This window comes from Pseudomonas sp. BN415 (assembly GCF_029871195.1).
Lineage (GTDB): Bacteria > Pseudomonadota > Gammaproteobacteria > Pseudomonadales > Pseudomonadaceae > Metapseudomonas > Metapseudomonas resinovorans.
On the sequence record NZ_SSOK01000020.1, the window covers coordinates 162 to 22,750 of the forward strand.

The 22,589-nt window shown below is 65.1% G+C and carries 20 protein-coding genes; 2 read left to right on the forward strand and 18 right to left on the reverse strand.

Annotated features, from left to right (window positions below):
• Window positions 1-191: 191 nt before the first annotated feature.
• From E8F20_RS05545 to E8F20_RS05565, 5 genes are all read right to left on the reverse strand, one after another.
• A complete protein-coding gene (locus E8F20_RS05545) occupies window positions 192-899 on the reverse strand; it encodes a type 1 glutamine amidotransferase (protein WP_280282822.1) in 708 nt (235 codons plus the stop codon).
• 171 nt (window positions 900-1,070) lie between these two features.
• On the reverse strand, window positions 1,071-1,412 hold the full coding sequence (locus E8F20_RS05550; RefSeq protein WP_028627216.1) for a ribonuclease E inhibitor RraB: 342 nt from the start codon (window positions 1,410-1,412) through the stop codon (window positions 1,071-1,073).
• 326 nt (window positions 1,413-1,738) lie between these two features.
• Entirely contained in the window at window positions 1,739-2,500 is a 762-nt protein-coding gene (locus E8F20_RS05555; protein WP_280282823.1) for an SDR family oxidoreductase, read from the reverse strand.
• A gap of 1 nt (window position 2,501) precedes the next feature.
• Complete coding sequence (locus E8F20_RS05560) at window positions 2,502-3,440, reverse strand: alpha/beta hydrolase (protein WP_280282824.1); 939 nt, start codon at window positions 3,438-3,440, stop codon at window positions 2,502-2,504.
• Entirely contained in the window at window positions 3,424-4,893 is a 1,470-nt protein-coding gene (locus E8F20_RS05565; protein ID WP_280282825.1) for an NAD(P)/FAD-dependent oxidoreductase, read from the reverse strand. Before E8F20_RS05565 ends, E8F20_RS05560 begins: the two co-directional genes overlap by 17 nt.
• A gap of 135 nt (window positions 4,894-5,028) precedes the next feature.
• On the opposite strand from E8F20_RS05565, the gene E8F20_RS05570 reads away from it, so the two are divergent.
• On the forward strand, window positions 5,029-6,075 hold the full coding sequence (locus E8F20_RS05570) for an AraC family transcriptional regulator (RefSeq protein WP_280282826.1): 1,047 nt from the start codon (window positions 5,029-5,031) through the stop codon (window positions 6,073-6,075).
• Here E8F20_RS05570 and E8F20_RS05575 read toward each other — a convergent pair.
• On the reverse strand, window positions 6,045-6,323 hold the full coding sequence (locus E8F20_RS05575; RefSeq protein ID WP_280282827.1) for a hypothetical protein: 279 nt from the start codon (window positions 6,321-6,323) through the stop codon (window positions 6,045-6,047). The two genes, E8F20_RS05570 and E8F20_RS05575, sit on opposite strands and share 31 nt — an antisense overlap.
• Before the next feature lie 187 nt (window positions 6,324-6,510).
• Here E8F20_RS05575 and E8F20_RS05580 point away from each other — a divergent pair, with 187 nt between their 5' ends.
• A complete protein-coding gene (locus tag E8F20_RS05580) occupies window positions 6,511-7,536 on the forward strand; it encodes a patatin-like phospholipase family protein (RefSeq protein ID WP_280282828.1) in 1,026 nt (341 codons plus the stop codon).
• A 391-nt stretch (window positions 7,537-7,927) separates the two neighbouring features.
• Here E8F20_RS05580 and E8F20_RS05585 read toward each other — a convergent pair whose 3' ends face one another.
• From E8F20_RS05585 to E8F20_RS05640, 12 genes are all read right to left on the reverse strand, one after another.
• A complete protein-coding gene (locus E8F20_RS05585; RefSeq protein ID WP_280282829.1) occupies window positions 7,928-8,614 on the reverse strand; it encodes a phytanoyl-CoA dioxygenase family protein in 687 nt (228 codons plus the stop codon).
• An 84-nt stretch (window positions 8,615-8,698) separates the two neighbouring features.
• On the reverse strand, window positions 8,699-9,607 hold the full coding sequence (gene glsB / locus E8F20_RS05590) for a glutaminase B (RefSeq protein WP_137822791.1): 909 nt from the start codon (window positions 9,605-9,607) through the stop codon (window positions 8,699-8,701).
• Window positions 9,608-9,687: 80 nt separating this feature from the next.
• The gene (locus E8F20_RS05595) at window positions 9,688-10,380 is read right to left on the reverse strand and encodes a response regulator (protein ID WP_280282830.1); all 693 of its coding nucleotides are present in this window, start codon (window positions 10,378-10,380) and stop codon (window positions 9,688-9,690) included.
• Between the two features lie 241 nt (window positions 10,381-10,621).
• The gene (locus E8F20_RS05600) at window positions 10,622-13,270 is read right to left on the reverse strand and encodes a sensor histidine kinase KdpD (RefSeq protein ID WP_280282831.1); all 2,649 of its coding nucleotides are present in this window, start codon (window positions 13,268-13,270) and stop codon (window positions 10,622-10,624) included.
• A complete protein-coding gene (kdpC, locus tag E8F20_RS05605; protein ID WP_280282832.1) occupies window positions 13,267-13,818 on the reverse strand; it encodes a potassium-transporting ATPase subunit KdpC in 552 nt (183 codons plus the stop codon). Before kdpC ends, E8F20_RS05600 begins: the two co-directional genes overlap by 4 nt.
• A gap of 86 nt (window positions 13,819-13,904) precedes the next feature.
• Window positions 13,905-15,956: a potassium-transporting ATPase subunit KdpB gene (gene kdpB / locus E8F20_RS05610; protein WP_280282833.1), complete on the reverse strand. Its 2,052-nt coding sequence runs from the start codon at window positions 15,954-15,956 to the stop codon at window positions 13,905-13,907.
• Between the two features lie 12 nt (window positions 15,957-15,968).
• Window positions 15,969-17,669, reverse strand: coding sequence for a potassium-transporting ATPase subunit KdpA (gene kdpA, locus E8F20_RS05615; RefSeq protein ID WP_280282834.1), 1,701 nt, complete (start codon window positions 17,667-17,669; stop codon window positions 15,969-15,971).
• 8 nt (window positions 17,670-17,677) lie between these two features.
• The gene (kdpF, locus tag E8F20_RS05620; RefSeq protein ID WP_036996920.1) at window positions 17,678-17,767 is read right to left on the reverse strand and encodes a K(+)-transporting ATPase subunit F; all 90 of its coding nucleotides are present in this window, start codon (window positions 17,765-17,767) and stop codon (window positions 17,678-17,680) included.
• A gap of 278 nt (window positions 17,768-18,045) precedes the next feature.
• Window positions 18,046-19,464, reverse strand: coding sequence for a TIGR00366 family protein (locus tag E8F20_RS05625; RefSeq protein ID WP_280282835.1), 1,419 nt, complete (start codon window positions 19,462-19,464; stop codon window positions 18,046-18,048).
• 320 nt (window positions 19,465-19,784) lie between these two features.
• A complete protein-coding gene (locus E8F20_RS05630) occupies window positions 19,785-20,963 on the reverse strand; it encodes an acetyl-CoA C-acetyltransferase (RefSeq protein WP_280282836.1) in 1,179 nt (392 codons plus the stop codon).
• 139 nt (window positions 20,964-21,102) lie between these two features.
• Window positions 21,103-21,759: a CoA transferase subunit B gene (locus E8F20_RS05635; RefSeq protein WP_028627191.1), complete on the reverse strand. Its 657-nt coding sequence runs from the start codon at window positions 21,757-21,759 to the stop codon at window positions 21,103-21,105.
• 30 nt (window positions 21,760-21,789) lie between these two features.
• Complete coding sequence (locus E8F20_RS05640) at window positions 21,790-22,488, reverse strand: CoA transferase subunit A (RefSeq protein WP_280282837.1); 699 nt, start codon at window positions 22,486-22,488, stop codon at window positions 21,790-21,792.
• Between the last annotated feature and the right edge of the window lie 101 nt (window positions 22,489-22,589).

Sequence of the window (22,589 nt, forward strand, 5' to 3'; positions counted from 1 at the left end):
CGTTCGGGTGAGGGTTATGTCCGGCTGGCGCGGAAGCCTCGAAGGTCTGCACTAGAGCACTTCCTCCATCGTTGCAACAACTAACGCAGACATAGCCAATTCATTCGCCAAACGGGCCGAAGGTTTGCCCTTCAAACCCGCAGGGGGCAGCGTTGCTGCCCTTGGCGATTGAAATCGCCCCCGAAGGCCATTCAGCCGAACGCCAGCTTCAACCAGCGCCGGTAGAACCCTTCCGCCACCTGGTTCAGCGCCGCCACCTTGGTGGGCAGGTCATCGAGCATGCGTGCCCTGGCCTGCTGGCTGGGCTGGGTCTCATCCAGCAGGTGCGCCCAATCGGTCAACCAACCTCGCACCAGGTCCTCGGTCATTTCCGGATGGCCTTGCAGGCCCAGAACCTTGTTGCCCCAGGAAAAACCCTGGTTAGGGCACCAGGGGCTGTCCATCAACCACTGGGCGCCTTCAGGCAGGTCGAAGGTGTCGCTGTGCCATTGGTAGATCGAGAACTCCCGTGGCAGGTGCGCCAGCCAGGGGTTGTCCGTCGCCAGTGCGCGCTTCTCCAGCGGTTGCCAGCCAATCTCGGTGTAGGGCATGCGATGCACCGAGGCGCCCAGGGCACGAGCCAGCAACTGGCCGCCCAGGCAGTGGCCGATCATGGGCACATCGCGCGCGATGAAGTGACGCAACGCGTCGACCTCCGCCCCGATCCAGGGCAGCGGGTCGTTGACGCTCATGGGCCCGCCCATGATGGCCACAGCCTTGGGCTGGTCCAGGTCGTAGCCATCCAGTTCGCCCAGGTCCGTGCGCAATACCGTGAAGTCGCGTTGCTCTCGGTCCAGGACGGTGGCCAGGTGGCCGGGTGGGCAGAAATCCGCGTGGGTAAGAATCAGGATGTCGGTCATGGGGTCCCCTCCGTTGGCGGAGTCTGAGGCAAAGGCCATGCCGAGGTCGAGTAATGGAAGTGTATGTTTTTGCAGGGAATACGCGAGCCAGAGGGGGGAAGGAAAACCAGCCGAAGAATTGTCCGGAATGCCCGGTTCGCAGCGAATTGTCCGCCACGAACCGGGCTGGCCTCAAGGTCGCGTAACGCCCACTTCCTGGGTCACGCCCCAGCCGTCGAGCACACCGCCGAGCGGGACCACCAAGGCCTCCAGATCGTGCTCGAAATCACCGATTCCCGTGTGGGTGGCGTACATCACCTTGCTCACCTGCAGGTGCCAGACCCCGTCGGCGCGTACCGATACCTGGGCATTCAAGGACTCACCACGAAAATTCTTCGCCGCCAGTCGCGCCCGGTCCTCGTCGGGGAAGATGGCGTAAAACTCGATCGGATGGACACGGGCAAAATCGAAACCGCCTTCTTTCATGCGGCGCAACAGACTACTGCTGACATCATCGTGGAAGGCTGTGCTCATGAAACGACCTCCTCTTAGCGATGGATGAGAGTTCCGCTTTTTCGCTTTTCCGCTAATCCGAGAAGCCGGTGGAATCGGCCTCGCGGCACCACGCAGTGCCGCCCCCGGGCCGACTCTGCAGACACAGCGCCAGACCCTGGCCAAGCCCCGCGCGGACCTGGCCACTGACTCACTCGTCGAGTGATTGTTTCAGCTTTCATTTTGCAGGGTAGCGCCACCACGGCCGGTCTGCCGAAAAGCAGGACAAATTGTCACAAAAGTGGCGACAGGCGGCGTCCAGGCTTCCTCTATCGACAAATTGTCCCGGCGCTCGCCACGTATATCCATCACGCCCCGCTCAACAGTTTCATGATTCCCCGATTCACCCAAGCCGGCGAAACCTGCCCCGCGCCGTACATCAGGCGGAACAGCCAGCTCACCGGCCGATGGACCGCCGCGCCCTGGGCCTGCTGCCAGGCGGCCTGGGCGATGTCCTCGGCGTCCAGGTTCACCCCCAGGCGGCGCAGCACCGGCGGTTCGAAACCCTGGTTGCTGACCATCGGGGTGCGCACAAAGGGTGGCATCAGGTCGCCCACGCGGATGCCGTGACGGCGCCATTCCAGCTCCAGGGCCTCGGTGAAGCCGCGCACCGCGAACTTGGAGGCCGAATAGCTCGCCATATGCGGCGTGCCATAGACGCCCGACGCCGAGCCCATGTTGATCACCTGGGCACCACGGGTGGCCTTGAGGTAGGGAAAAGCCGCATGGGTGACCTGCACAAGCCCCAGCACGTTGATCGTGAGGATGCGTGCGTGCTCGGCCATGTCGATCTCCTCGAAATGGCCGAAGCGCAACACACCTGCGCAATTGAACAGCAGGCGCAACTGCCCCGCGTGGTTGCCACAATAGTCCGCCAGCGCGGCTTCGACAGCGGCCAGGTCGGTCACATCCAGGGCCTGGTGCCAGACGCCGCCCAGGGCAGCTGCCTGGGTGGCCAGCGCCGCGGCGTCGCGGTCGATCAGCCCCACTTGCCAGCCCCGTTCATGAAACAGCCGCGCGGTCGCCGCGCCAATGCCGGACGCAGCGCCGGTAATCAGGATGTTGTCCATCTCAGGCCTCCACCTCCACATGCTTGCAGATGAAGTCCGCAGCGCTGGCCAGGGCCTGGTCGGCGGTGCGCAACACCCCGGTGTGAGCCTGGAACACATGCCAAAGGCCGGGATAGCGCTCCAACCGCACCCAGCCCCCGACCTCACGCACCCGCCTGGCAAGACGCAGGCTGTCATCGCGCAGGATTTCGTCCTCGGCCACCTGCACCAGCATGGGCGGCAGCCCCGCGAGATCGGCGAACACTGGCGACAGGGCCGGGTCGCGGCGATCCATTCCGGGCGGGCAATAGAGGTCCATCGCCTGCTCCACCCAGGCCGGGTGGATCAGCGGGTCGCCGGCCGGTGGCGTGTGCTGCGCCGTGCCGCTGAGGTCCGTGGCCGGCGAGAAGCAGACCAGTCCTGCCGGCTGGGGCAGGCCCTGGCGCTTTATTTCCAACGCACAGAGGAGCGTCAGGTTACCCCCCGCCGAATCGCCGCCAATGACGATGCGCGAAGCCGGATAGCCCGCGTCCAGCAACTCGCAGTAGGCAGCCACGGCATCCTCCCGCCCGGCAGGAAATGGATGCTCCGGTGCCAGCCGGTAATCCAGCGCACACACGGCCACGCCGGCACGCTTGGCCAGGCTGGCGGTGATCGCCCGGTGAGTGGCAGGCGAGCCCGTGATAAAGGCCCCGCCATGCAGATAAAGCAGCACCACGTGGCTGCCGCCCTGGGGCCGGTGCCACTCGCAGGGACGACCGCCCAATTGCCCGCCTTCGCGCACCACGCCCCGGGGCGCCAGGGTACTGGCGGTGAGAAAGCGCAGCACCAGCCGCTGCAACGCTACCGGCACGGGTGGCCGCATCAGGCCGCGGAACAGCAGGCACAGGGCACCGCGCAAGGTCGCCCGCAGCAGCGGCTGACCGGGCTCGGGGGCCGTGAATTCAACGGGTGCATTCATAGTGATTCAGTTCCAGGCGACGAGTCTGTTGACGGTAGCTGAAGGTGAATCCCGGCCAGTTGTTGGTGTTGCGGCCGTCAGCGGTCTTGTACCAACTGTTGCAGCCCTGCTCCCAGACGGTGTGGCGCACATCCTGCTGCAGCCGCTGGTTGAAGTGGCGTTGCACCTCTGGCTTGAGGTCGAGGTAGCGTAAACCGCTCAGTGTACGAATTCCGTCGAGTACGTAGCGGAACTGGCTTTCCAGCATGTAGATGATGGAGTTGTGCCCCAGGTTGGTATTGGGTCCATAAAGCATGAAGAGATTCGGGAAACCGCTGACGCTGACGCCCAGATAAGCCTCCGCGCCCTCTCGCCAGGCCTGGTTCAGGTCGCGCCCACCCAGCCCGCGGATGCTCATGGGGGCGAGGAAATCCGTGGCGGTGAAGCCGGTGCCGAGGATGATGGCGTCCACCTCATGATGCTGGCCGTCATCGGTGACCACCGCACGCTCCGTGACCTCGCGGATGCCCGTGTTGATCACCTCGACATTGGATCGCGCCAGGGCCGGATAGAAATCGTTGGAGATCAGGATGCGCTTGCAGCCCAGCGGGTAATCCGGCACCAGACGCTGGCGCAATCCCGGGTCGGTGATGCCGCGTGCCAGGTGCCGACGAAAGCGGAACTGCATCAGCTTCATCAATGGCGGGAACACCGAGAACGCCAGCACTCGCGACTCGTGCTGGATGTACTTGAGCATCCGGTCGACCTTCTGCAACCCGGGCAGGCGCCGCATGAGCGCCAGCTCCCAAGGCTGGTAGGCACGGTCCGGCTTGGGAATTACATAAGCCGCCGAGCGCTGGAACAGTGTGAGCTGCGCCACCTTCGGGGCAATCTGCGGAACGAACTGGATGGCGCTGGCACCTGTGCCGATCACCGCCACCCGCTTCCCCTCCAACGGGTAGCCATGGTTCCAGCCAGCCGAATGGAACAGCTCGCCCTTGAACCCGTCCAGGCCGGAAATGCGCGGCCAGGCCGGACGGTTCAACTGGCCACAGGCGCTGACCAGCGCACGGGCGTGGAAGCGTTCGCCCGTGCACGTCTGCACCTGCCAGGTGCCGCTGGCTTCATCGAACTCCGCACCCGCCACCTCGCAGCCGAAACGAATATGCCGGTGAAGCCCATACTTGTCGGCGCAATGACGCTGGTAGGCAAAAATCTCCGCCTGGGGCGCGTACTTGCGCGACCAATCGGTCTTGGGCTCGAAGGAAAAGGAATAGAGATGCGAGGGCACATCGCAGGCCGCCCCGGGATAGCTGTTGTCACGCCAGGTGCCGCCGACTTCGCTGCCCTTCTCCAGGATCAGGAAGTCCTGGATGCCGGCCTTCTGCAACTGGATGGCCAAGCCCAGGCCGCCAAAGCCGGCGCCGATGATCAGGACGTGTAGGGGCGCGCCGGGCTGGGAACTGTTGATCATTGATATCTCCCATGGGTAGTGACGCGTGGCACAGGGCCTGCGTGATGGAAGCATGCTAGTTCGGCGTATATCGGCGCGTTATGGCATAGTCGGACAGTAAATTGTGAATTTCGGACAGACCAGAGCAAAGCCTCCATGCCCAGCCCCACACCCCGATCGCCCCGCCGCAGCGCCATCAGCGTGCAACTGATGACCCAGTTCGGCCTCGACCAGGGCCTCACCCTGGAACAATGCCTGGCCGGCACCGGGCTGGACTGGTGCTTGCTCGGCGATCCCGGCGCAGAGGTCGTCGCCAGCCAGGAACTCGAACTGTTGCGCAACCTCGCCCGACACCTCGGCCAGCACCCCGGCATGGGCCTGCAGGCCGGGCGGCGCTATCGCCTCAACACCTACGGCATCTGGGGCTTCGCCCTGCTCAGCAGCGCCACCTTTCGCAGTGCCGTGCAACTGGGCTTGCGCTACCTGGACCTGACCTACGCCTTCCACAGCATGCACCTGGAGGAACAGGGTGACGACGCCTGGCTGACCCTGGAAGCGCAGGAGCTGCCAGACGACCTGTGCGCCTTCCTGCTGGAGCGGGATGTGTCCGGTGCGCTCAGCGTGTACCACGACCTGGTCAACGCCCCGCTTGCGGTGCGCCGGGCCAGCTTCCGCATTCCTGAGCCCGCCGACCTCAAACCCTGGCGCCAACTGCTGGGGGTGACACCCCAATTCGGCGCCAGCCGCAACTGCATCGTCTTTCCCCGCGCCCTGCTCGACCTTCCCCTGCCCGGCGCCAACCCGCAGGTGGCGCAGCATTGCGAGGCGCAGTGCAAGATCATCCTGGCCCGCCGCCGGGCACGCACCGGCTTTGCCGGGCGCATCCGCGACCTGCTGCTGGCCCGGCCGGGACAACTGCCAGACATGGAACGCCTGGCGCTGGCGCTGCATATGACGTCACGCACGCTGCGCCGCAAGCTGGCGGCCGAAGACACCAGCTTCCGACAGTTGCAGGAGGAAGTGCTGGAGACGCTGGCGGAAGAGCTGCTGAACTCAACCGCCTTGCGACTGGAGGAAATTGCCGAGCGCCTGGGCTATGGCGAAGTGTCGAACTTCATCCACGCCTTCAAGCGCTGGAAGGGAATCACACCGCGTCAGTACCGGCTGGAGAGTCAGCGACCGGCACGCGATTCGCGAATATAGAAGCGGGCCTTCTCGGCCTTGTTAGTGCAGCCTTCGAAGGCTTCGAACTGCTGCTGGGTCTTGGCCGCGGTGAGCAGGCTCAATGCCTTGGAGTAACTCACGGTGCCGGAGAAACCTTCGGCCTTGGCCAGGTCCAGCTCCTTCCAGGCGGCATCGAGCTCTGAAGCGCAGCTCGTGCGAAAAGCTGTCTTGCCGGCGCAACCGACGAGCAACAAGGCGATCAAAGGCAGACTGATCCAGGCTTTCATCTATACAACTCCTGTGGTGACGATCGGCAGAGTCTAGTGTCTCGATAGACGGTCCGATACTCGCAAGATTCAACTTCGTGTGCTGATCGGCAAGCGACAGCGAGCTGCCCTGGCGTGTGGGTAGAGCGCCTTGGCGACGCCCCGCCACGGGCGTATCGTCGAAACACTGTTGGTGGGGGATTTCCGAATGAGCAAACGCGTGGCACTGGTGCTGGGGTCAGGGGGTGCGCGCGGCTATGCGCACATCGGCGTGATAGAAGAAATTGAAGCGCGCGGTTATGAAATCGCCTGCATTGCCGGCTGCTCCATGGGCGCCGTGGTCGGCGGCATCTACGCCGCCGGCAAGCTGAACCACTACCGCGACTGGACCGAAAGCCTGGACTACCTCGATGTACTGCGCCTTCTGGATGTGAGCTTCCGCCTGGGCGCCATCCGCGGCGAGAAAGTCTTTGGGCGCATCCGCGACATCGTGGGCGAAATCAACATCGAAGACCTGTCCATCCCCTACACGGCGGTCGCCACCGACCTCACCAACCAACAGGAAATCTGGTTCCAGGAGGGCTGCCTGCACCAGGCCATGCGTGCCTCGGCAGCCATTCCCAGCCTGTTCACGCCGGTGGTCCAGGGCAGCCGCATGCTGGTGGACGGTGGCCTGCTGAACCCCTTGCCCATCGTCCCGGTGGTCTCCAGCCATTGCGATCTGATCATTGCCGTCAACCTCAACGCCACTACCCAGCGCGACTACCAGCTTCCGGTGATCGAGCGCCCACCGGCGATCAAGAGCCGCATCGACCTGCTGATGACGTCTCTGGGCTCGCGGCTGCCCTTCCTCAAACGCAGCGGTTTCGAACCCCACGACATACTCGATCCGGAGAGCCTGCCAGGCGGCAACCCTTGGCTGGAGAACGCTGCACCGCAGATGCAGCAACCCGCCGCCGCTCCGGAGACCCACGGCGCCCCCCGATCCGCCAGCGGCTCGGAAGTCATCGCCAGCGTCGGCCCCGCCTCCCTGCTGGACCTGGTGAACCAGAGCTTCGAGGTCATGCAAACCTCACTCGCCCAATACAAGATCGCCGGCTACCCGCCGGACATCCTCATCAACGTACCCAAGCGCGTGTGCCGCTTCTTCGAGTTCTACAAGGCACCCGAACTGATCCAACTTGGGCGGCAGATCGCCCGGGAAACCCTGGAGCGGTATGAGCAGGGGAAATGAGGGGGTAGTTTTTTAGTGGGTACGTAGGTAGGCGGGTTGGGCCGGAAGAAGAAACGTGCGGCGGGCTTCTTTCGGCCAACAGCGACGCTGTTCTATCCACGTACGCCTATCCGTACCGGCTCGACATCGCGCTCACCAAGGTGGATAGCACCCACTCCCCTGCCGAATCGAATCGTCCTCGCGGGGCACGTTCAAAAGCTGGAATCAGTGCCGCGACGCGACAACGAGCGCCCTTGCGCTTCCAGGACTTCGTGCCAGCCCCCCTCTCCCCAAGCCCCCGCCCTGCGCCCCGGCGTTCATCGACACCGGAAGCGATGCTTCCGAAAGCATGCCTCTTCACCCCTGAAGAGGAGCGGGGCAACTGGCGCCGATCAGGCACAAGCCATCCTGGTCAGGCTACGGGGCCTTTCAGGGCAAAATCCGTAGGGTCGAACCGTTCGCTCGTGTCCATCCGAACGCCGCGCAAGCTCGCGGTTTTGAGGTGTGAGGCGTAGAGAGATTCCGAGAAATAGCTGATCAGGAGAGAGCGCCGGCGAGCGCCGATGGCGTTCAGGCTGCCGGCGTGCACGAGGTCGACATCGAACACGAGTATGTCGCCCGCCGAGCCTGAAAGCGGCACCGAGCGGGATTCGTCGTTGAAGTCGAAGGGCGGCTCGCCCGGCTCGGGGCGATGGCTGCCGGGGACGATGCGTGTCGCGCCGTTCTCGGGGCCGTAGTCGTCGAGAAACGCCAAGGCGTTGACCATGTCGCCGGGCCGCTGGGCCGACAGGTCACGGTGCAGTCGCTGGTGACCGCCACCGCCAAGGGGCTCGCGCCCCTCCACCTGGGAAAGGAAGAACCGCTCCCCGATCAACTCGCCCACCGCTGCCAGCAGCCCCGGCAGGCGACAAACCGCCTGGACCTTGGGATCAAGGTCCAGCTGCGCATGGCGCCAGTCCATGCCACGTGGCACGGGCCAATGGTTCGATGGCTTCACACCGGCATCGAACACAGCGCGAAGGTCATCCAGCCATTGGGCCGGTATGGCTCGACGGAGCAGCACATAGCCATTGCGTTGGCATTGCTCGCGATCGGTCATAGCGTTCTCGATTTCCTTATCAGCCACGCGAGTTGCAGATCGGCCCGGCTCCGGACAGGCAGCGTCCGGTGCGTCGGGGGCAGGCTAGAAAATCGACCAGCCGATCCGCTCGGACAGTTTTTCCAGCGCTGCCATTCCCGCCAGCGAATTGCCGGCCTCGTTGAGTTCCGGTGACCAGACGCAGACGGTGAAGCGCCCCGGCACTACCGCGACTATCCCGCCCCCTACCCCGCTCTTGCCCGGCAGGCCGACGCGGTAGGCGAAGTTGCCGGCTTCGTCGTAGAGGCCGCTGGTGGCCATGATGGCGTTCAGCTGCTTGGCCTGGCGCGGGGTGAGCACCTGTTCACCGCTGTGGGGGCTGACGCCGTTGTTGGCGAGGAAGCTGAAGGCCAGGGCCAGGTCGGCGCAGCTCATGCGAATCGCGCAGTGGTGGAAGTAGCTGTGCAGCACGGCCTCCACGTCATTGCGGAAGTTACCGAAGGACTGCATCAGGTAGGCCATGGCGGCGTTACGCGCACGGTGCTGGTATTCGGAACGGGCCACCACCTCATCGGACACTACATGGGGGTTGCCCGACAGGCGCCGGACGAAGTCGCGCATGGACAGCGACGGTGCGGCGAAACGCGATTCGTTGATATCGCAGATCACCAGGGCGCCGGCGTTGATGAAGGGGTTGCGCGGCACGCCGCGTTCGAACTCCAGCTGCACCAGCGAGTTGAACGGCTGGCCGGAAGGCTCGTGCCCCAGACGCTGCCAGATGTCCTCGCCCGAGTGCTGGATGGCCTGCACCAGACTGAAGACCTTGGAGATGCTCTGGATGGAGAACGGCGTCAGGCCGTCACCCGCGTAATAGAGTTCGCCGTCGTTGCTGTAGACGGCAATGCCGAGCTGGTCCCCGCTGACACTGGAGAGTGCGGGAATGTAGCTGGCGACCTTGCCCTGGCCGATCAGGGGGCGGACTTCATCGAGGATTTCGTTCAACAGTTGCTGCATGCCGGTCCTTCCGTTAAGAGAGCGTCTTCGCGCTCATGGAGCACTGGACGCGCGCCGCGGGCATGACGGCACAGCCTTGTTCAGGCCTCTTTCAACCGATAGCCGACGCCCGCTTCGGTAACGATGAAGCGCGGGTTGGCCGGGTCATCGCCGAGCTTCTGGCGCAGGTGCCCCACGACTACGCGCAGGTAATGGGTGTCCTCGACGTGGGTTGGGCCCCAGATGTCCTTGAGCAGTTGCTGCTGGGTGACCACCCGGCCGAGGTGGCGGGCCAGTTGGGCGAGCACGGCGTACTCCTTGCGGGTCAGCGACACGTCTTCGTTGTCCAGGCTCACCCGGCGATAGGCGAAGTCCAGCCGCAACGGGCCGCTGGTGACGCTGGCTTCCTGCTGCTCGCCAGGACCGCCCTGGCGCAACAGCACCCGCACGCGGGCGAGGAATTCCTGAATACCGAACGGCTTGGTCACGTAGTCATTGGCGCCCCCGTCCAGGGCCAGCACCTTCTCGCCCTCGCTGGCGCGCACCGAGAGCACCAGCACCGGCACCTGGGACCATTCGCGCAGCTCGCGCAGCACGTCCTGGCCATCCATGTCCGGCAGACCGAGGTCGAGCACGACCATGTCGGGCTTGGCCAGCGCTGCCTGGGCCAGCCCTTCGCGGCCATTGGCGCCCTCCAGCACCCGATAGCCCTGGGCAGCCAGGCTGATGCGCAGGAACTTGCGGATCTGCGCTTCGTCGTCGATGACGAGGATGGTCGGTTGATTGGTTGTCATGCGTGGTTCGTCGTTTCCGGTTTCAAATGGAGCACCTTTACTGTAGGGGCGAATACATTGGCGATGTCTGCGTTAGCTGTTGCGAGAAGTTGACCATCGGGCCAAGAGCCTACGGGCAATGCAGCTCCCTGCAACACCCAGCCAATTCATTCGCCAAGCAGGCCGAAGGTCTGCCCCGGAAGTCCTGTGGGGTGACTTCGCCACCCTTGGCGAATGAACTCGCCCCTACAAGGTACTGCAATCATTCCTCCTCCAACTGGGGCTGCGGGTGCAGCGGCAGGTGAAGGGTCAGGGTCGCGCCACGGCCGTCCAGGCCTTCGCTCACGGTCACGCGGCCGCCGTGGGCGCCGACCATGCCCTGGCAAATGGCCAGGCCCAGGCCGGTGCCCTGCCCGCCCCGATCACCCCGAGCGGCGGTATAGAACATGTCGAAGATCCTGTCGCGCTCTTCCGGCGGAATGCCCGGGCCCTGGTCGCTGACGGAGAAACGCAGCTCGGTTTCGTCTGCCTCCACCGCAACACGCAGGCGCCCCTGGCTGGGCGAGAAACGCGCGGCGTTCTCCAGCACATTGACCAGTGCCTGCTCGATCAACGCAGCGTGTACATAGAGCAGCGGCAGTTGCTCCGGCACAACGGTTTCCACTCGCAATGGCGCCAGTACCGGGCGCAGGCGCTGCAGCGCGCTGGCGACGATATCCACCGGGGCCACCCAATCGCGCGCCAGCTTGAGGCCGCCATGGCCGAGACGGGTCATGTCCAGCAGGTTCTGGATGTAACGGTCCAGGCGTTCGGCTTCGTCGCGGGTGCCTTCCAGCAACTCGCGGCGGTCCGCCATGGGAATGGCCTCGCCCAGGGCAAGCAGGCTGTCGATGGAGCCGCGCATGGCGGTAAGCGGCGTGCGCAGGTCATGGGAAACCGACGCCAGCAATGCGCTACGCAACTGTTCGGTCTCGCCGTGCAGGCGCGCGGCCTCCAAGTCTTCGGCCAATTGGGCACGGGCCAGGGCCTGGGCCAGCGGTTGGCCGAGGGCGGCGATCAGCCGACGCCGGCCCGCCGGAAGCGGCGCTTCGTCGCGCGGGCTGATGCCCAGCAGCACCAGCGGCCCTTCCTCGCCCGACAGCGGTAGCCACCACCAGCGCCCGCCCGGCAAGGTGTCGGTCCCCAGGCCCGCCGGTTGATCGTGCTGCCAGGACCATTCCGCAGCTGCCCGTTCCTGGTCCGCCAGCAGGCGTTGGGCGCCTGCTTCCACCTTCCAGATGCCGTCGCGGCCTCGGGAAAGCAGGCAAACCTCCACATCCGTCCAGGCGCCAAACTGCTGAATCGCGACATTAAGGACAGCCTGGCGGTCGGTGGCGGCGGTGAGCTTGCGCGACAGGTCAAGCAATGCCGTGGTTTCCGACTGGGTATCACGCAGGGCATCCAACTGCCGGCGCTGGCGCGAAGCCAGGTTGCCGGTCAGACCGGCCATCAGCAGGAAGAACAGCAGCGTCAGCACGTCTTCCTGGCGGGCGATGGTCAACGAGAACGTCGGCGGGATGAACAGGAAGTCGTACGCGAGAAAGGACAATCCGGCGCACAGCAACGCAGGTCCCAGGCTGCTGCGAACCGCAACCAGCAGCACGGCGGCGAGGAATACCAGGGAAATGTTCGGCAGTTCGAGGGAGTGGGACACCACCCAGGCCAGGGCACTGGCGGTGATGGCGGCCAGCACCGCGAGGCCGTAGTCCACCAGACGCGCAGAATCGCTGGCGCGCGGACTGGGTGGGCGACGGTCAGCTTCGGTATCCAGCACGCTGATTTCCAGTCCCTCGCCAAGGTGCAGCAAGCGCTCCGCCAGCCCTCTGCCGAGCAGGCGGCGGCGCAGACGCTGACGGCTGCGGCCGACCAGCAACAGGCTGGCGCGGCGCTCGTTGGCGTGCTGGACCAGGGCGTTGGCTACGGACTCACCACGCAGGGTCACGACTTCACCGCCGAGTCGCTCTGCCAGTTGTTGCGCACTCTGCAGGCGTGAACGTACCTCTTCGGAGCGGTCGCCTCCGGTATCAACGTGGACGACCGACCAGGGCAGATGGCGCCGCTCGGCCACCCGGCTGGCATGCCGCACCAGGCGCTCGGCCTGATGGTCACCATCAATGCCTAGCAGCAGCCGCCCGCGCACAGCCGGTGCTTCCAGGCCACGCTGGCGGTAACGACGATTGAGGTCGGCATCCACCCGTGCGGCGGCGGTCTGCATGGCCAGCTCACGCAGGGCGGTGAGATTGGTCTGGGAGAAGAAGGCGTCGATGGCGGCGCGCGCCTGCTCAGGCACATAGACCTTGCCTTCGCGCAGGCGTTCGAGCAATTCGCGGGGCGGCAGGTCGACCAGGAGGATTTCGTCAGCCTCCTGCAGGACCCAGTCCGGCAGGGTCTCGCGTACCTGCACGCCGGTGATGTCATGCACCTGGTCGTTGAGCGCTTCCAGGTGCTGGACGTTGACGGTGGTGTAGACGTCGATGCCAGCGTCGAGCAGCTCCTGCACATCCTGCCAGCGCTTGGCGTGTCGGCTGCCGGGGGCATTGGTATGGGCCAGCTCGTCCACCAGGGCCAGGCGCGGCGGACGGGCGAGGATGCCGTCCAGGTCCATCTCGGTCAGTTGCATGCCGCGGTAATCGAAACGCCGCAGCGGTTGCTGCGGCAGTCCGGCGAGCATGGCTTCGGTCTCCGCGCGACCGTGGGTTTCCACCACGGCGGCGCGCAGGTCGACGCCCTGGCGCAGTTGCGCCTGGGCAGCCTGCAGCATGGCGTAGGTCTTGCCCACGCCAGGCGCGGCGCCAAGGAAGACTTTCAGGCGGCCACGCCCTCCCTGGGGCATCTCGGCCAGAAGCGCATCGGCGCGCTGCGCATCACTCATCGAGTCATCTCATTCAACGCTGTGTTCAGGGCCAGTACGTTGACCACCGCCGGACCGATCAGGGGCCGCTCGGTGTGTTGTTCAACCAGTCGTTCCAGGGAATCGGCCGGCAGGCTGCGTTCGGCGGCGATACGTGCAATCTGGAAACGCGCGGCCTCCGGCGGCAGGTGCGGGTCGAGGCCGCTGCCAGAGGTGGTGACCAGGGCCATGGGCACCTTGCCGTGGCCTTCGGTGGCCAGGCGGTGCGCGTCCTTGTTGATGCGCTCGACCAGGGCCGGGTTGCTCGGCGCCAGGTTGCTGGCGCCGCTGGCCACGGTGGCAAAGCTTGCGGCCGACGGGCGCGGCTGGAACCACTCGGGGCCGTCGAAGTTTTGCGCCAGTAACGAGCTGCCGCGCACCTCGCCCTTGGCGTCATGCACCAGGCTGCCATTGGCCTGCTCGGGGAAGGCCAGTTGGGCAATGCCGGTAACGGTGAGCGGATAGGCGACGCCGGTGATCAGGGTCATCAAGGCCAGAAGGCTTATGGCTGGGCGGAGTTGGCTAAGCATATTCAGTTCCTCGCGGGAAATCTAAGTCCTGGGGGGGGTGAGAAACCTTCACCCCCGACCCCTCTCCCTGAGGGAGAGGGGGTGGTTCACACCAGTCCCACTGCGTTGAGCAGGACGTCGATCAGCTTGATGCCGACGAAGGGCGCGACGATGCCGCCCAGGCCGTAGATCAGCAGGTTGCGGCGCAGCAGGCTGGCGGCGTCCGCGGCCTGCACCCGCACCCCGCGCAAGGCCAGTGGAATCAGCCCGATGATGATCAGCGCGTTGAACACGATGGCCGAGAGGATGGCGCTTTGCGGGTTGGCCAGCTCCATGATGTTCAGCACACCCAGCTGCGGGTAGATGCCGGCGAACAGCGCCGGGAGGATGGCGAAGTACTTGGCCACGTCGTTGGCCACCGAGAAGGTGGTGAGCGCGCCACGGGTCACCAGCAGTTCCTTGCCCACCTGCACCACGTCGAGCAGCTTGGTGGGGTCGGAATCCAGGTCCACCAGGTTGGCAGCCTCGCGGGCGGCCTGGGTGCCGTCGTTCATGGCCAGGCCCACGTCGGCCTGGGCCAGCGCCGGTGCGTCGTTGGCGCCGTCGCCGCACATGGCGACCATCTTGCCTTCGCCCTGCTCCTGGCGGATGCGTGCCAGCTTCTTCTCCGGCGTGGCCTCGGCGATCACGTCGTCTACCCCGGCCTCGGCAGCGATGGCAGCAGCGGTAAGCGGGTTGTCGCCGGTCACCATCACGGTGCGGATGCCCATCTGGCGCAGTTCGGCGAAGCGATCACGGATGCCAGGCTTGACCACGTCCTTGAGGTGGATGGCGCCCAACAGTGTTCCGTCGGCCGCCACCAGCAGCGGCGTGCCGCCACTCTGGGCGATCTTCTCGATCTCGCGGGCCAGCGGCGCCGGCACGTCCTCGCGACTCATGCCGACCCAGTCGAGTACCGCATCCACAGCACCCTTTCGGTAGCTGTGGCCAGCCCAGTCGGCGCCGGAGAGACGCGTCTCGGCGGTGAAGGGAATGACGGTGATCTCGTCACGAGCAGGCTCTTGCATCGAGTGCAGTGCGCGCAGGTATTCGACGATGGACTTGCCTTCCGGCGTTTCGTCGGCGAGCGAGGCCAGCAGCGCGGCGTCGGAGAGCTCTTTGCCGGCCACGCCGGGGGCCTTGATCATCGCGCTGCAACGGCGGTTACCGAAGGTGATGGTGCCGGTCTTGTCCAGCAGCAGCACATGCACGTCACCCGCGGCCTCTACTGCACGTCCGGACTTGGCGATCACGTTCAGGCGCACCAGGCGGTCCATGCCGGCGATGCCGATGGCCGACAGCAGGCCGCCGATGGTGGTGGGGATCAGGGTCACCAGCAGCGCTACCAGATAGACCAGCGGCAGGTCGCCACCGGCATAGCGGGCGAAGGGCTGCAGGGTGGCCACCACCAACAGGAAGATCAGCGTCAGGCCCAGCAGCAGGATGTCCAGCGCCACCTCGTTGGGGGTTTTCTGGCGCTTGGCACCCTCCACCAGGGCGATCATCCGGTCCAGGGTGGACTCACCGGGGTTGGCGGTGATGTTCACCAGCAGCCAGTCGGAAACGATGCGCGTGTTGCCGGTGACGGCGGAACGGTCGCCGCCGGACTCGCGGATCACCGGCGCCGATTCGCCCGTGATGGCCGCTTCGTTGACCGCGGCGATGCCTTCGATCACTTCACCATCACCGGGGATCAGTTCACCGGCTTCTACACGCACCACGTCACCACGACGCAGGCTCGCGGCCGGAACGGTCTCGAACTGGCCATTGGCCTTGCGGCGGCGCGCGGTCAGGCCCTGGCTACCGGCACGCAGGCTGTCGGCGCGGGCCTTGCCACGGCCCTCGGCCAGGGCTTCGGCGAAGTTGGCGAAGAGCACGGTGAACCACAGCCAGAGGGCGATCTGTACGGCCAGGCCGGTGCTCACCGCCGGGTTGGGGATGAAGCAGAGAACGGTGGTAAGCACCGCGGTCAGCTCGACCACCAGGATAACCGGCGAACGTACCAGCTGGCGCGGGTCCAGTTTGACGAAGGCCTGGCGCAGCGCCGGTTTCCACAGCGCGGCGAAGGAGGTCTTGGGTTGCTGCTTGGCGCCTTTGAGCGCCTGCATGGGGGCATTCATGTTGGTTCTCCGTTAGAAGCCCTGGATCAGCGCAAGGTGTTCAGCGATCGGCCCAAGGGCCAACGCCGGCAGGAAGGTCAGGCCGCCGACCAGCAGAATGGTCAGGATCAGCAAGGTGACGAACAGCGGGCCGTGGGTAGGGAAGCTGTTGGCGCCAAGCGGCGCGCGCTTCTTCGCTGCCAGACTGCCGGCGATGGCCAGCACCGGGAGGATGTAGCCGAAGCGGCCAAGGATCATGGCAAGGCCGATCAACACGTTATGGAACGGCGTGTTGGCGCCGAAGCCGGCGAAGGCCGAACCGTTGTTGGCGGTACCCGAGGTGTAGGCATAAAGGGCCTGGCTGAAGCCGTGGGCGCCGGGGTTGGTGATGGAAGCCGCAGGGCCTTCAAGGCTGATGGCCAGGCCGCAGAACACCAGCACGCCAACCGGCATCACCAGCAGGGTCGCCACCAGCAGACGGACTTCGCGGGCTTCCAACTTCTTGCCGAGGTATTCCGGGGTGCGGCCGATCATCAGGCCGGCGAGGAATACGGCGATCAGCACGAACAGCAGCATGCCGTAGAGACCAGCACCAACGCCGCCAAAGATGATCTCGCCGAGCATCATGTTGAACATTGGCACCATGCCGCCCAGGGCACTGAAGCTGTCATGCATGGCGTTGACCGAACCGTTGGACGCAGCAGTGGTGGTCACGGCCCAGAGCGCCGAAGCGGCGATACCGAGTCGACTCTCCTTGCCTTCCAGCGAACCGCTCTGCTCGATCGGCAGTGCAGCCAGCGCCGGGTTCGGTTGGTATTCGCTGTACAGGGTCACGCCCAGGCCGATGACGAACAGCACCAGCATGCAGGCCAGCAGCGCACGGCTCTGGCGCAGGTCCTTGACGTAGTGGCCAAAAGTGAACACCAGGGCCGCCGGGATCAGGATGATGGACGCCATCTCCAGCAAGTTGCTCCAGGCCGTGGGGTTCTCGAACGGGTGCGCCGAGTTGACGCCGAAGAAGCCGCCACCGTTGGTGCCCAGTTGCTTAATGGCGATCTGGCTGGCGGCAGGTCCCAGCGGGATGCTCTGGTCGGCGCCCTGCAGGGTCACGGCGTGGGCGTAGTCGAAGAAGCTTTGCGGAACGCCCTGCCAGACCAGGAACAGCGCCAGCGGCAGGCACAGAGGCAGCAGCACGTAGAGGGTCGCGCGAGTCAGGTCCACCCAGAAGTTGCCGATGCTGTCGGTCGAACGACGGGCAATACCGCGGCAGAACACGACCAGTACGGCCAGGCCGACAGCAGGGCTGACGAAGTTCTGCACGCCCAGGCCGACCATTTGGCTGAAGTAGCTCAGGCTGGCTTCACCGCTGTAGGCCTGCCAATTGGTATTGGTCATGAAGCTGACGGCAGTGTTGAACGCCAGGCTCCACTCCAGGCCCGGCAATTTCTGCGGGTTCAGCGGCAATCCACCTTGCAGCATGAGGATGGCGAACAGAACGACCAGGCTGGCGAGGGAAAAAGCCACCAGGGCCAGCGCGTAGGTCTTCCAGTCCTGCTCTCGCTCGGAGTCGACGCCGGAGACGCGGTAGCAGAAACGCTCGACGGGCGAGAAAACCGGGGTCAGGAAGGTGCGTTGCCCCTCCATCACCCGGTAGAAGAAACGTCCGAGGAAAGGTGCCGGCGCCAACACCAGCACGAAGAAGGCCAGGATGAGGCCGATGTCCTGAAGTTGCATGTGGCCTCCTAGCCGCGCTCGGCGCGCAGCAGCGCGACCAGCAAATAAATGAAAAGTCCCATGGCCAGAACCAGGGACACCCCGTCGAGAATGCTCATTGCTTGTGCTCCTGAATGCGGTCTATGCCGCCGTGGAGCCATTGTCGGAACGGAGGGCGTAAAGGAACGAGTCCAGAGGGCGAGCGGAGCCATCAAGAAAGCGTAAAAAAGGGAGAAGTTGGCCCCGTTCCGGGACCAACGATCTTCACTGCCCCTCGCCTGGAGGGAGGCGGAGACTATTCGCGCCGACTGCCGGGCTCGCGCGGACGGTCAGGCACGAGCCCCGCTCCGCGGCATGGAGAGGGGCTGGGGGTGAGGGTCACCCCCGAGTCGAAACGTCAGGGCATGACCGGCGGAATGTAGGCCAGCGTCTTGCCCAGGCCCCACAGCAGCACCAGCACCAGCGGGATATGCACCAGCAACTGGACGAAGGAGAAGCCGATCAGGTCGCGCGCCTTCAGGCCCAGCACGCCCAGCAGCGGCAGCATGTAGAAGGGGTTGATCAGGTTCGGCAGCGCCTCGGCGGCGTTGTAGATCTGCACCGACCAGCCCAGGTGGTACTGCAGTTCATTCGCCACCTGCATCACGTAGGGCGCCTCGATGATCCACTTGCCGCCACCGGACGGGATGAAGAAGCCCAGCACGGCTGAGTACACGCCCATCAGCAGCGCGTAGGTGTCGTGGTTGGCGATCTGCACGAAGAAGGTGGAGATGTGGTGCGCCAGGGTCTGGCCGTCGACACCCTTGACCGTGGTCATGATCGCAGCGATGGAACCGTACAGCGGGAACTGGATCAGCACGCCCGTGGTGGTGGGCACCGCACGGGTCACGGCATCGAGGAAGCTGCGCGGGCGCCAGTGCAGCAGCGCGCCCGCCATGATGAACAGCAGGTTGTAGGTGTTCAGGCCGGAAATGGCAGTGATCGCCGGCTTGCTGGCGAACTCCTGGGCCAGCCAGCCACCGGCCAGCACCACCAGCAGGATGATCAGCAACGGGCTATGTTCCAGCCATTCGCCCGGACGGGTCGGCTTGACTTGCGGCGGCGCGGTGAAGCTCGGATCAACGCCGCAGGACTTGGCATCACGCGCACTGGCGGCGCTGGGTGCGGTCATGTAGGCGATCACCAGGGACACCACCATCAGCGCCAGCAGCATCACGCCCGACTGCCAGAGGAAGATGGTTTCGGTGAAGGGAATCACGCCGGTGATGGCGAGAATCGACGGCGGCAGGCTGGCCGGGTTGGCCTGCAACTGCGCGGCCGACGAGGACAGACCAAGGGCCCACACGGCGCCCAGACCCAGGTAGGCGGCGGCACCGGCGGCGCGGTAGTCCATCTTCAGTTCTTCACGGCGGGCCAGGGCGCGCACCAGCAAGCCGCCGAACACCAGCGACAGGCCCCAGTTCAGCAGCGACGCGACCATGGAGATCAGCGCTACCCAGCACACGGCCGAGCGGCCGTTCTTCGGCACGCGGGCCAACAGATCGATCAGGCGCGACGCCGGGCCGGAGCTGGCAACCACATAGCCGCCGATGACCACGAAGGCCATCTGCATGGTGAAGGGAATCAGGCTCCAGAATCCGTCGCCAAAAGCTTTGGCGGCCTGGCTGGCCGGCGCGCCCATCGCCAGGGCTGCGACCGTCACCAGCAGAACGGCGACTGCGGCAAAGACCCAGGAATCAGGGAACCAGCGTTCCGCCCAGTTCGAGCAACGCATGGCAAAGCGTGCTGAGCGGCTTTCTTGAAGTGTTGTGGCCATCGGGTACCTCGGGAGTGTTGTTTTTATCGGCAATCGCCCAGCCGCAATGGCGGCCGGGCGCCGGGACAGTGGTCTTGATCGAATCCGAGGGTCTCTGCCCTCTTTCTGTCTGAAACGACGACGCCACGCCCATCAGGGGCATGGTGAGGTCGGGTGCCCGTAAACCTTTCGGCCTTGGGCTCGTGCGTGATGGCCTTGCGAGGACCAGGTGGGCCCGGTCCGTTGGAGCTTTCTAGTTATGGGTGAAGCAATCGTAGGGTGGATCGCGCTTTATCGATCCACCCTACATGACCCGCAATGCGGGTCGGGTGTATTGCGGCTTAGCGTTCGATGGCCAGGGCTACACCTTGGCCGCCGCCGATGCACAGGGTCGCCAGGCCCTTCTTCGCATCGCGCTTGATCATTTCGTGCAGCAGGCTCACCAGCACGCGGCAGCCGGAGGCGCCAATGGGATGGCCCAGGGCGATGGCGCCGCCGTTGACGTTGACCTTGCCGGCATCCCAGCCCAGCTCCTGCCCGACGGACAGCGCCTGGGCGGCGAAGGCTTCGTTGGCTTCGATCAGGTCGAGATCAGCCAGGTTCCAGCCGGCCTTTTCCAGACAGCGACGGGTCGCCGAGACCGGGGCGATGCCCATGATCGCCGGGTCGACGCCGGCGTTGGCATAGCTGGCGATGCGAGCCAGCACCGGCAGGCCGAGGGCCTTGGCCTTGGCGGCGCTCATCAGCAACACGGCGGCGGCGCCGTCGTTGAGGCTGGAGGCATTGCCGGCAGTGACGCTGCCGTCTTTCTTGAAGGCCGGCTTGAGCTTGGCCAGGGCTTCGGCTGTGGTGCCGGCGCGCGGCTGCTCGTCCGTGGCGAAGGCAACGGGGTCGCCCTTGCGCTGCGGGATCAGGATCGGGGTGATCTCATCCACGAATCGCCCACCTTCGATGGCGGCCACGGCCTTCTGCTGCGAGGCAGCGGCGAAGGCGTCCTGGGCTTCACGGCTGATGCCGTACTTCTCCACCAGGTTCTCGGCGGTGATGCCCATGTGGTAGTCGTTGAAGGCGTCCCACAGGCCGTCCTGGATCATGGTGTCGACCAGCTTGGCATGGCCCATGCGCAGACCGGTGCGGGCACCCGGCATCACGTAGGGCGCCAGGCTCATGTTCTCCTGGCCACCGGCGATGATCACCTCGGCGTCTCCACAGCGGATCGCCTGGGCCGCCAGGTGCAGGGCCTTGAGGCCGGAGCCGCAGACCTTGTTCAGGGTCATGGCCGGTACCGCGTGCGGCAGGCCGGCGAGGATCGCCGCCTGACGGGCCGGGTTCTGGCCGGAGCCTGCGGTGAGCACCTGGCCGAGGATGACTTCATCCACTTCTGCGCCGTCGAGGCCGGTCTGGGCCAGCAACTGGCGGATCACCGCAGCGCCCAGTTCCGGGGCGGGAATGTTCGCCAGGGCACCCTGGAAACTGCCGATGGCGGTGCGGGTGGCGGCGACGATAACGACATCTTGCATGTTTGGAACTCCTGCACCACATGGGGCGGCTCTCGATTGATGGGTATCGCTCCGCGCCACCCATCCTACGAACTACAAAACGAAAAGACCGCGCCGGAGGACACCATGCGTGGTGGCCTCCTCCGGAGCGGTAGAGCAATCAAAAGGTCATTTCAACCACGTCGTCGGGGACGATCAGGCGGCCGGCGGTTTTCTCGGCGATTTCGGCGATGCTCACGCCCGGCGCGGTTTCACGCAGGATGAAGGCACCGTTCTCGATCTCCAGGTAGGCCAGGTCGGTCAACACCTTGCGGATGCAGCCAGCGCCGGTCAGCGGCAGCTCGCAGCGTTCCAGCAGCTTGGACTCACCGTCCTTGGAGGCGTGGGTCATGGTGACGATGATGTTGTCGGCACCGGCGACCAGGTCCATGGCGCCGCCCATGCCCTTGACCAGCTTGCCGGGGATCATCCAGGAAGCGATGTTGCCGTGGACGTCCACCTCGAAGGCGCCGAGCACGGTCAGGTCGACGTGGCCGCCGCGGATCATCGCGAACGACTCGGCCGAGGAGAAGATGGACGCGCCCTTGACCGCGGTAACGGTCTGTTTGCCGGCGTTGATCATGTCGGCATCGACTTCATTTTCGGTGGGGAAGGCGCCCATGCCCAGCAGGCCGTTCTCGGACTGCAGCATCACTTCCATGCCTTCGGGTACGTAGTTGGCCACCAGGGTCGGGATGCCGATGCCCAGGTTGACGTAGTAGCCATCTTTCAGTTCGCGGGCCACGCGCTGGGCCATTTGTTCGCGGGTCAGTGCCATGTCGATTTCCTCGAATTCTTCTTGTCGTGATCAGGAGCGGACGGTGCGCTTTTCGATGCGCTTCTCAAAACTGCCCAGAATGATGCGGTCGACATAGATGCCCGGAGTGTGGATCTGGGTCGGGTCCAGTTCGCCCGGCGCGACGATCTCTTCGACTTCGACCACGGTGATGCGGCCGGCAGTGGCCACCACCGGGTTGAAGTTCTGCGCGGTGTGGCGGTAGATCACGTTGCCGTAGTAGTCGGCCTTCCAGCCCTTGACGATGGCGAAGTCACCGGTGATGGACGGTTCGAGGATATGAGGACGGCCGTTGAACTCGCGCACTTCCTTGCCTTCGGCAACCGGGGTGCCGTAGCCGGTGGCGGTGAAGAAGGCCGGAATACCGGCACCACCTGCGCGCAGTTTCTCGGCCAGGGTGCCTTGCGGGGTCAGTTCGACTTCCAGCTCGCCGCTCAGCAGTTGCTTCTCGAACAGGGCGTTCTCACCCACGTAGGAGGCAACCATCTTGCGGATCTGGCGGTCTTCCAGCAGCACGCCGAGGCCGAAACCATCGACGCCACAGTTATTGGAAACCACGGTGAGGCCCGTGACGCCACGGCGGCGGATCTCGGCGATCAGGTTCTCGGGGATGCCACAAAGGCCGAAACCACCGGCCAGGACGGTCATGTTGTCTGTCAGCCCGTCCAGGGCTTCCTCGTAGCTGCTTACTCGCTTGTCGAGTCCACTCATGCTCATGTGCCTCTTGTCTTTATTGGTCGCGGCGCAGTGCCGCCGGTGAGTGGGTCAGAGCTTCTCCTGCACAGACTGATTTGTTAAGTTTGTTTTTCCTA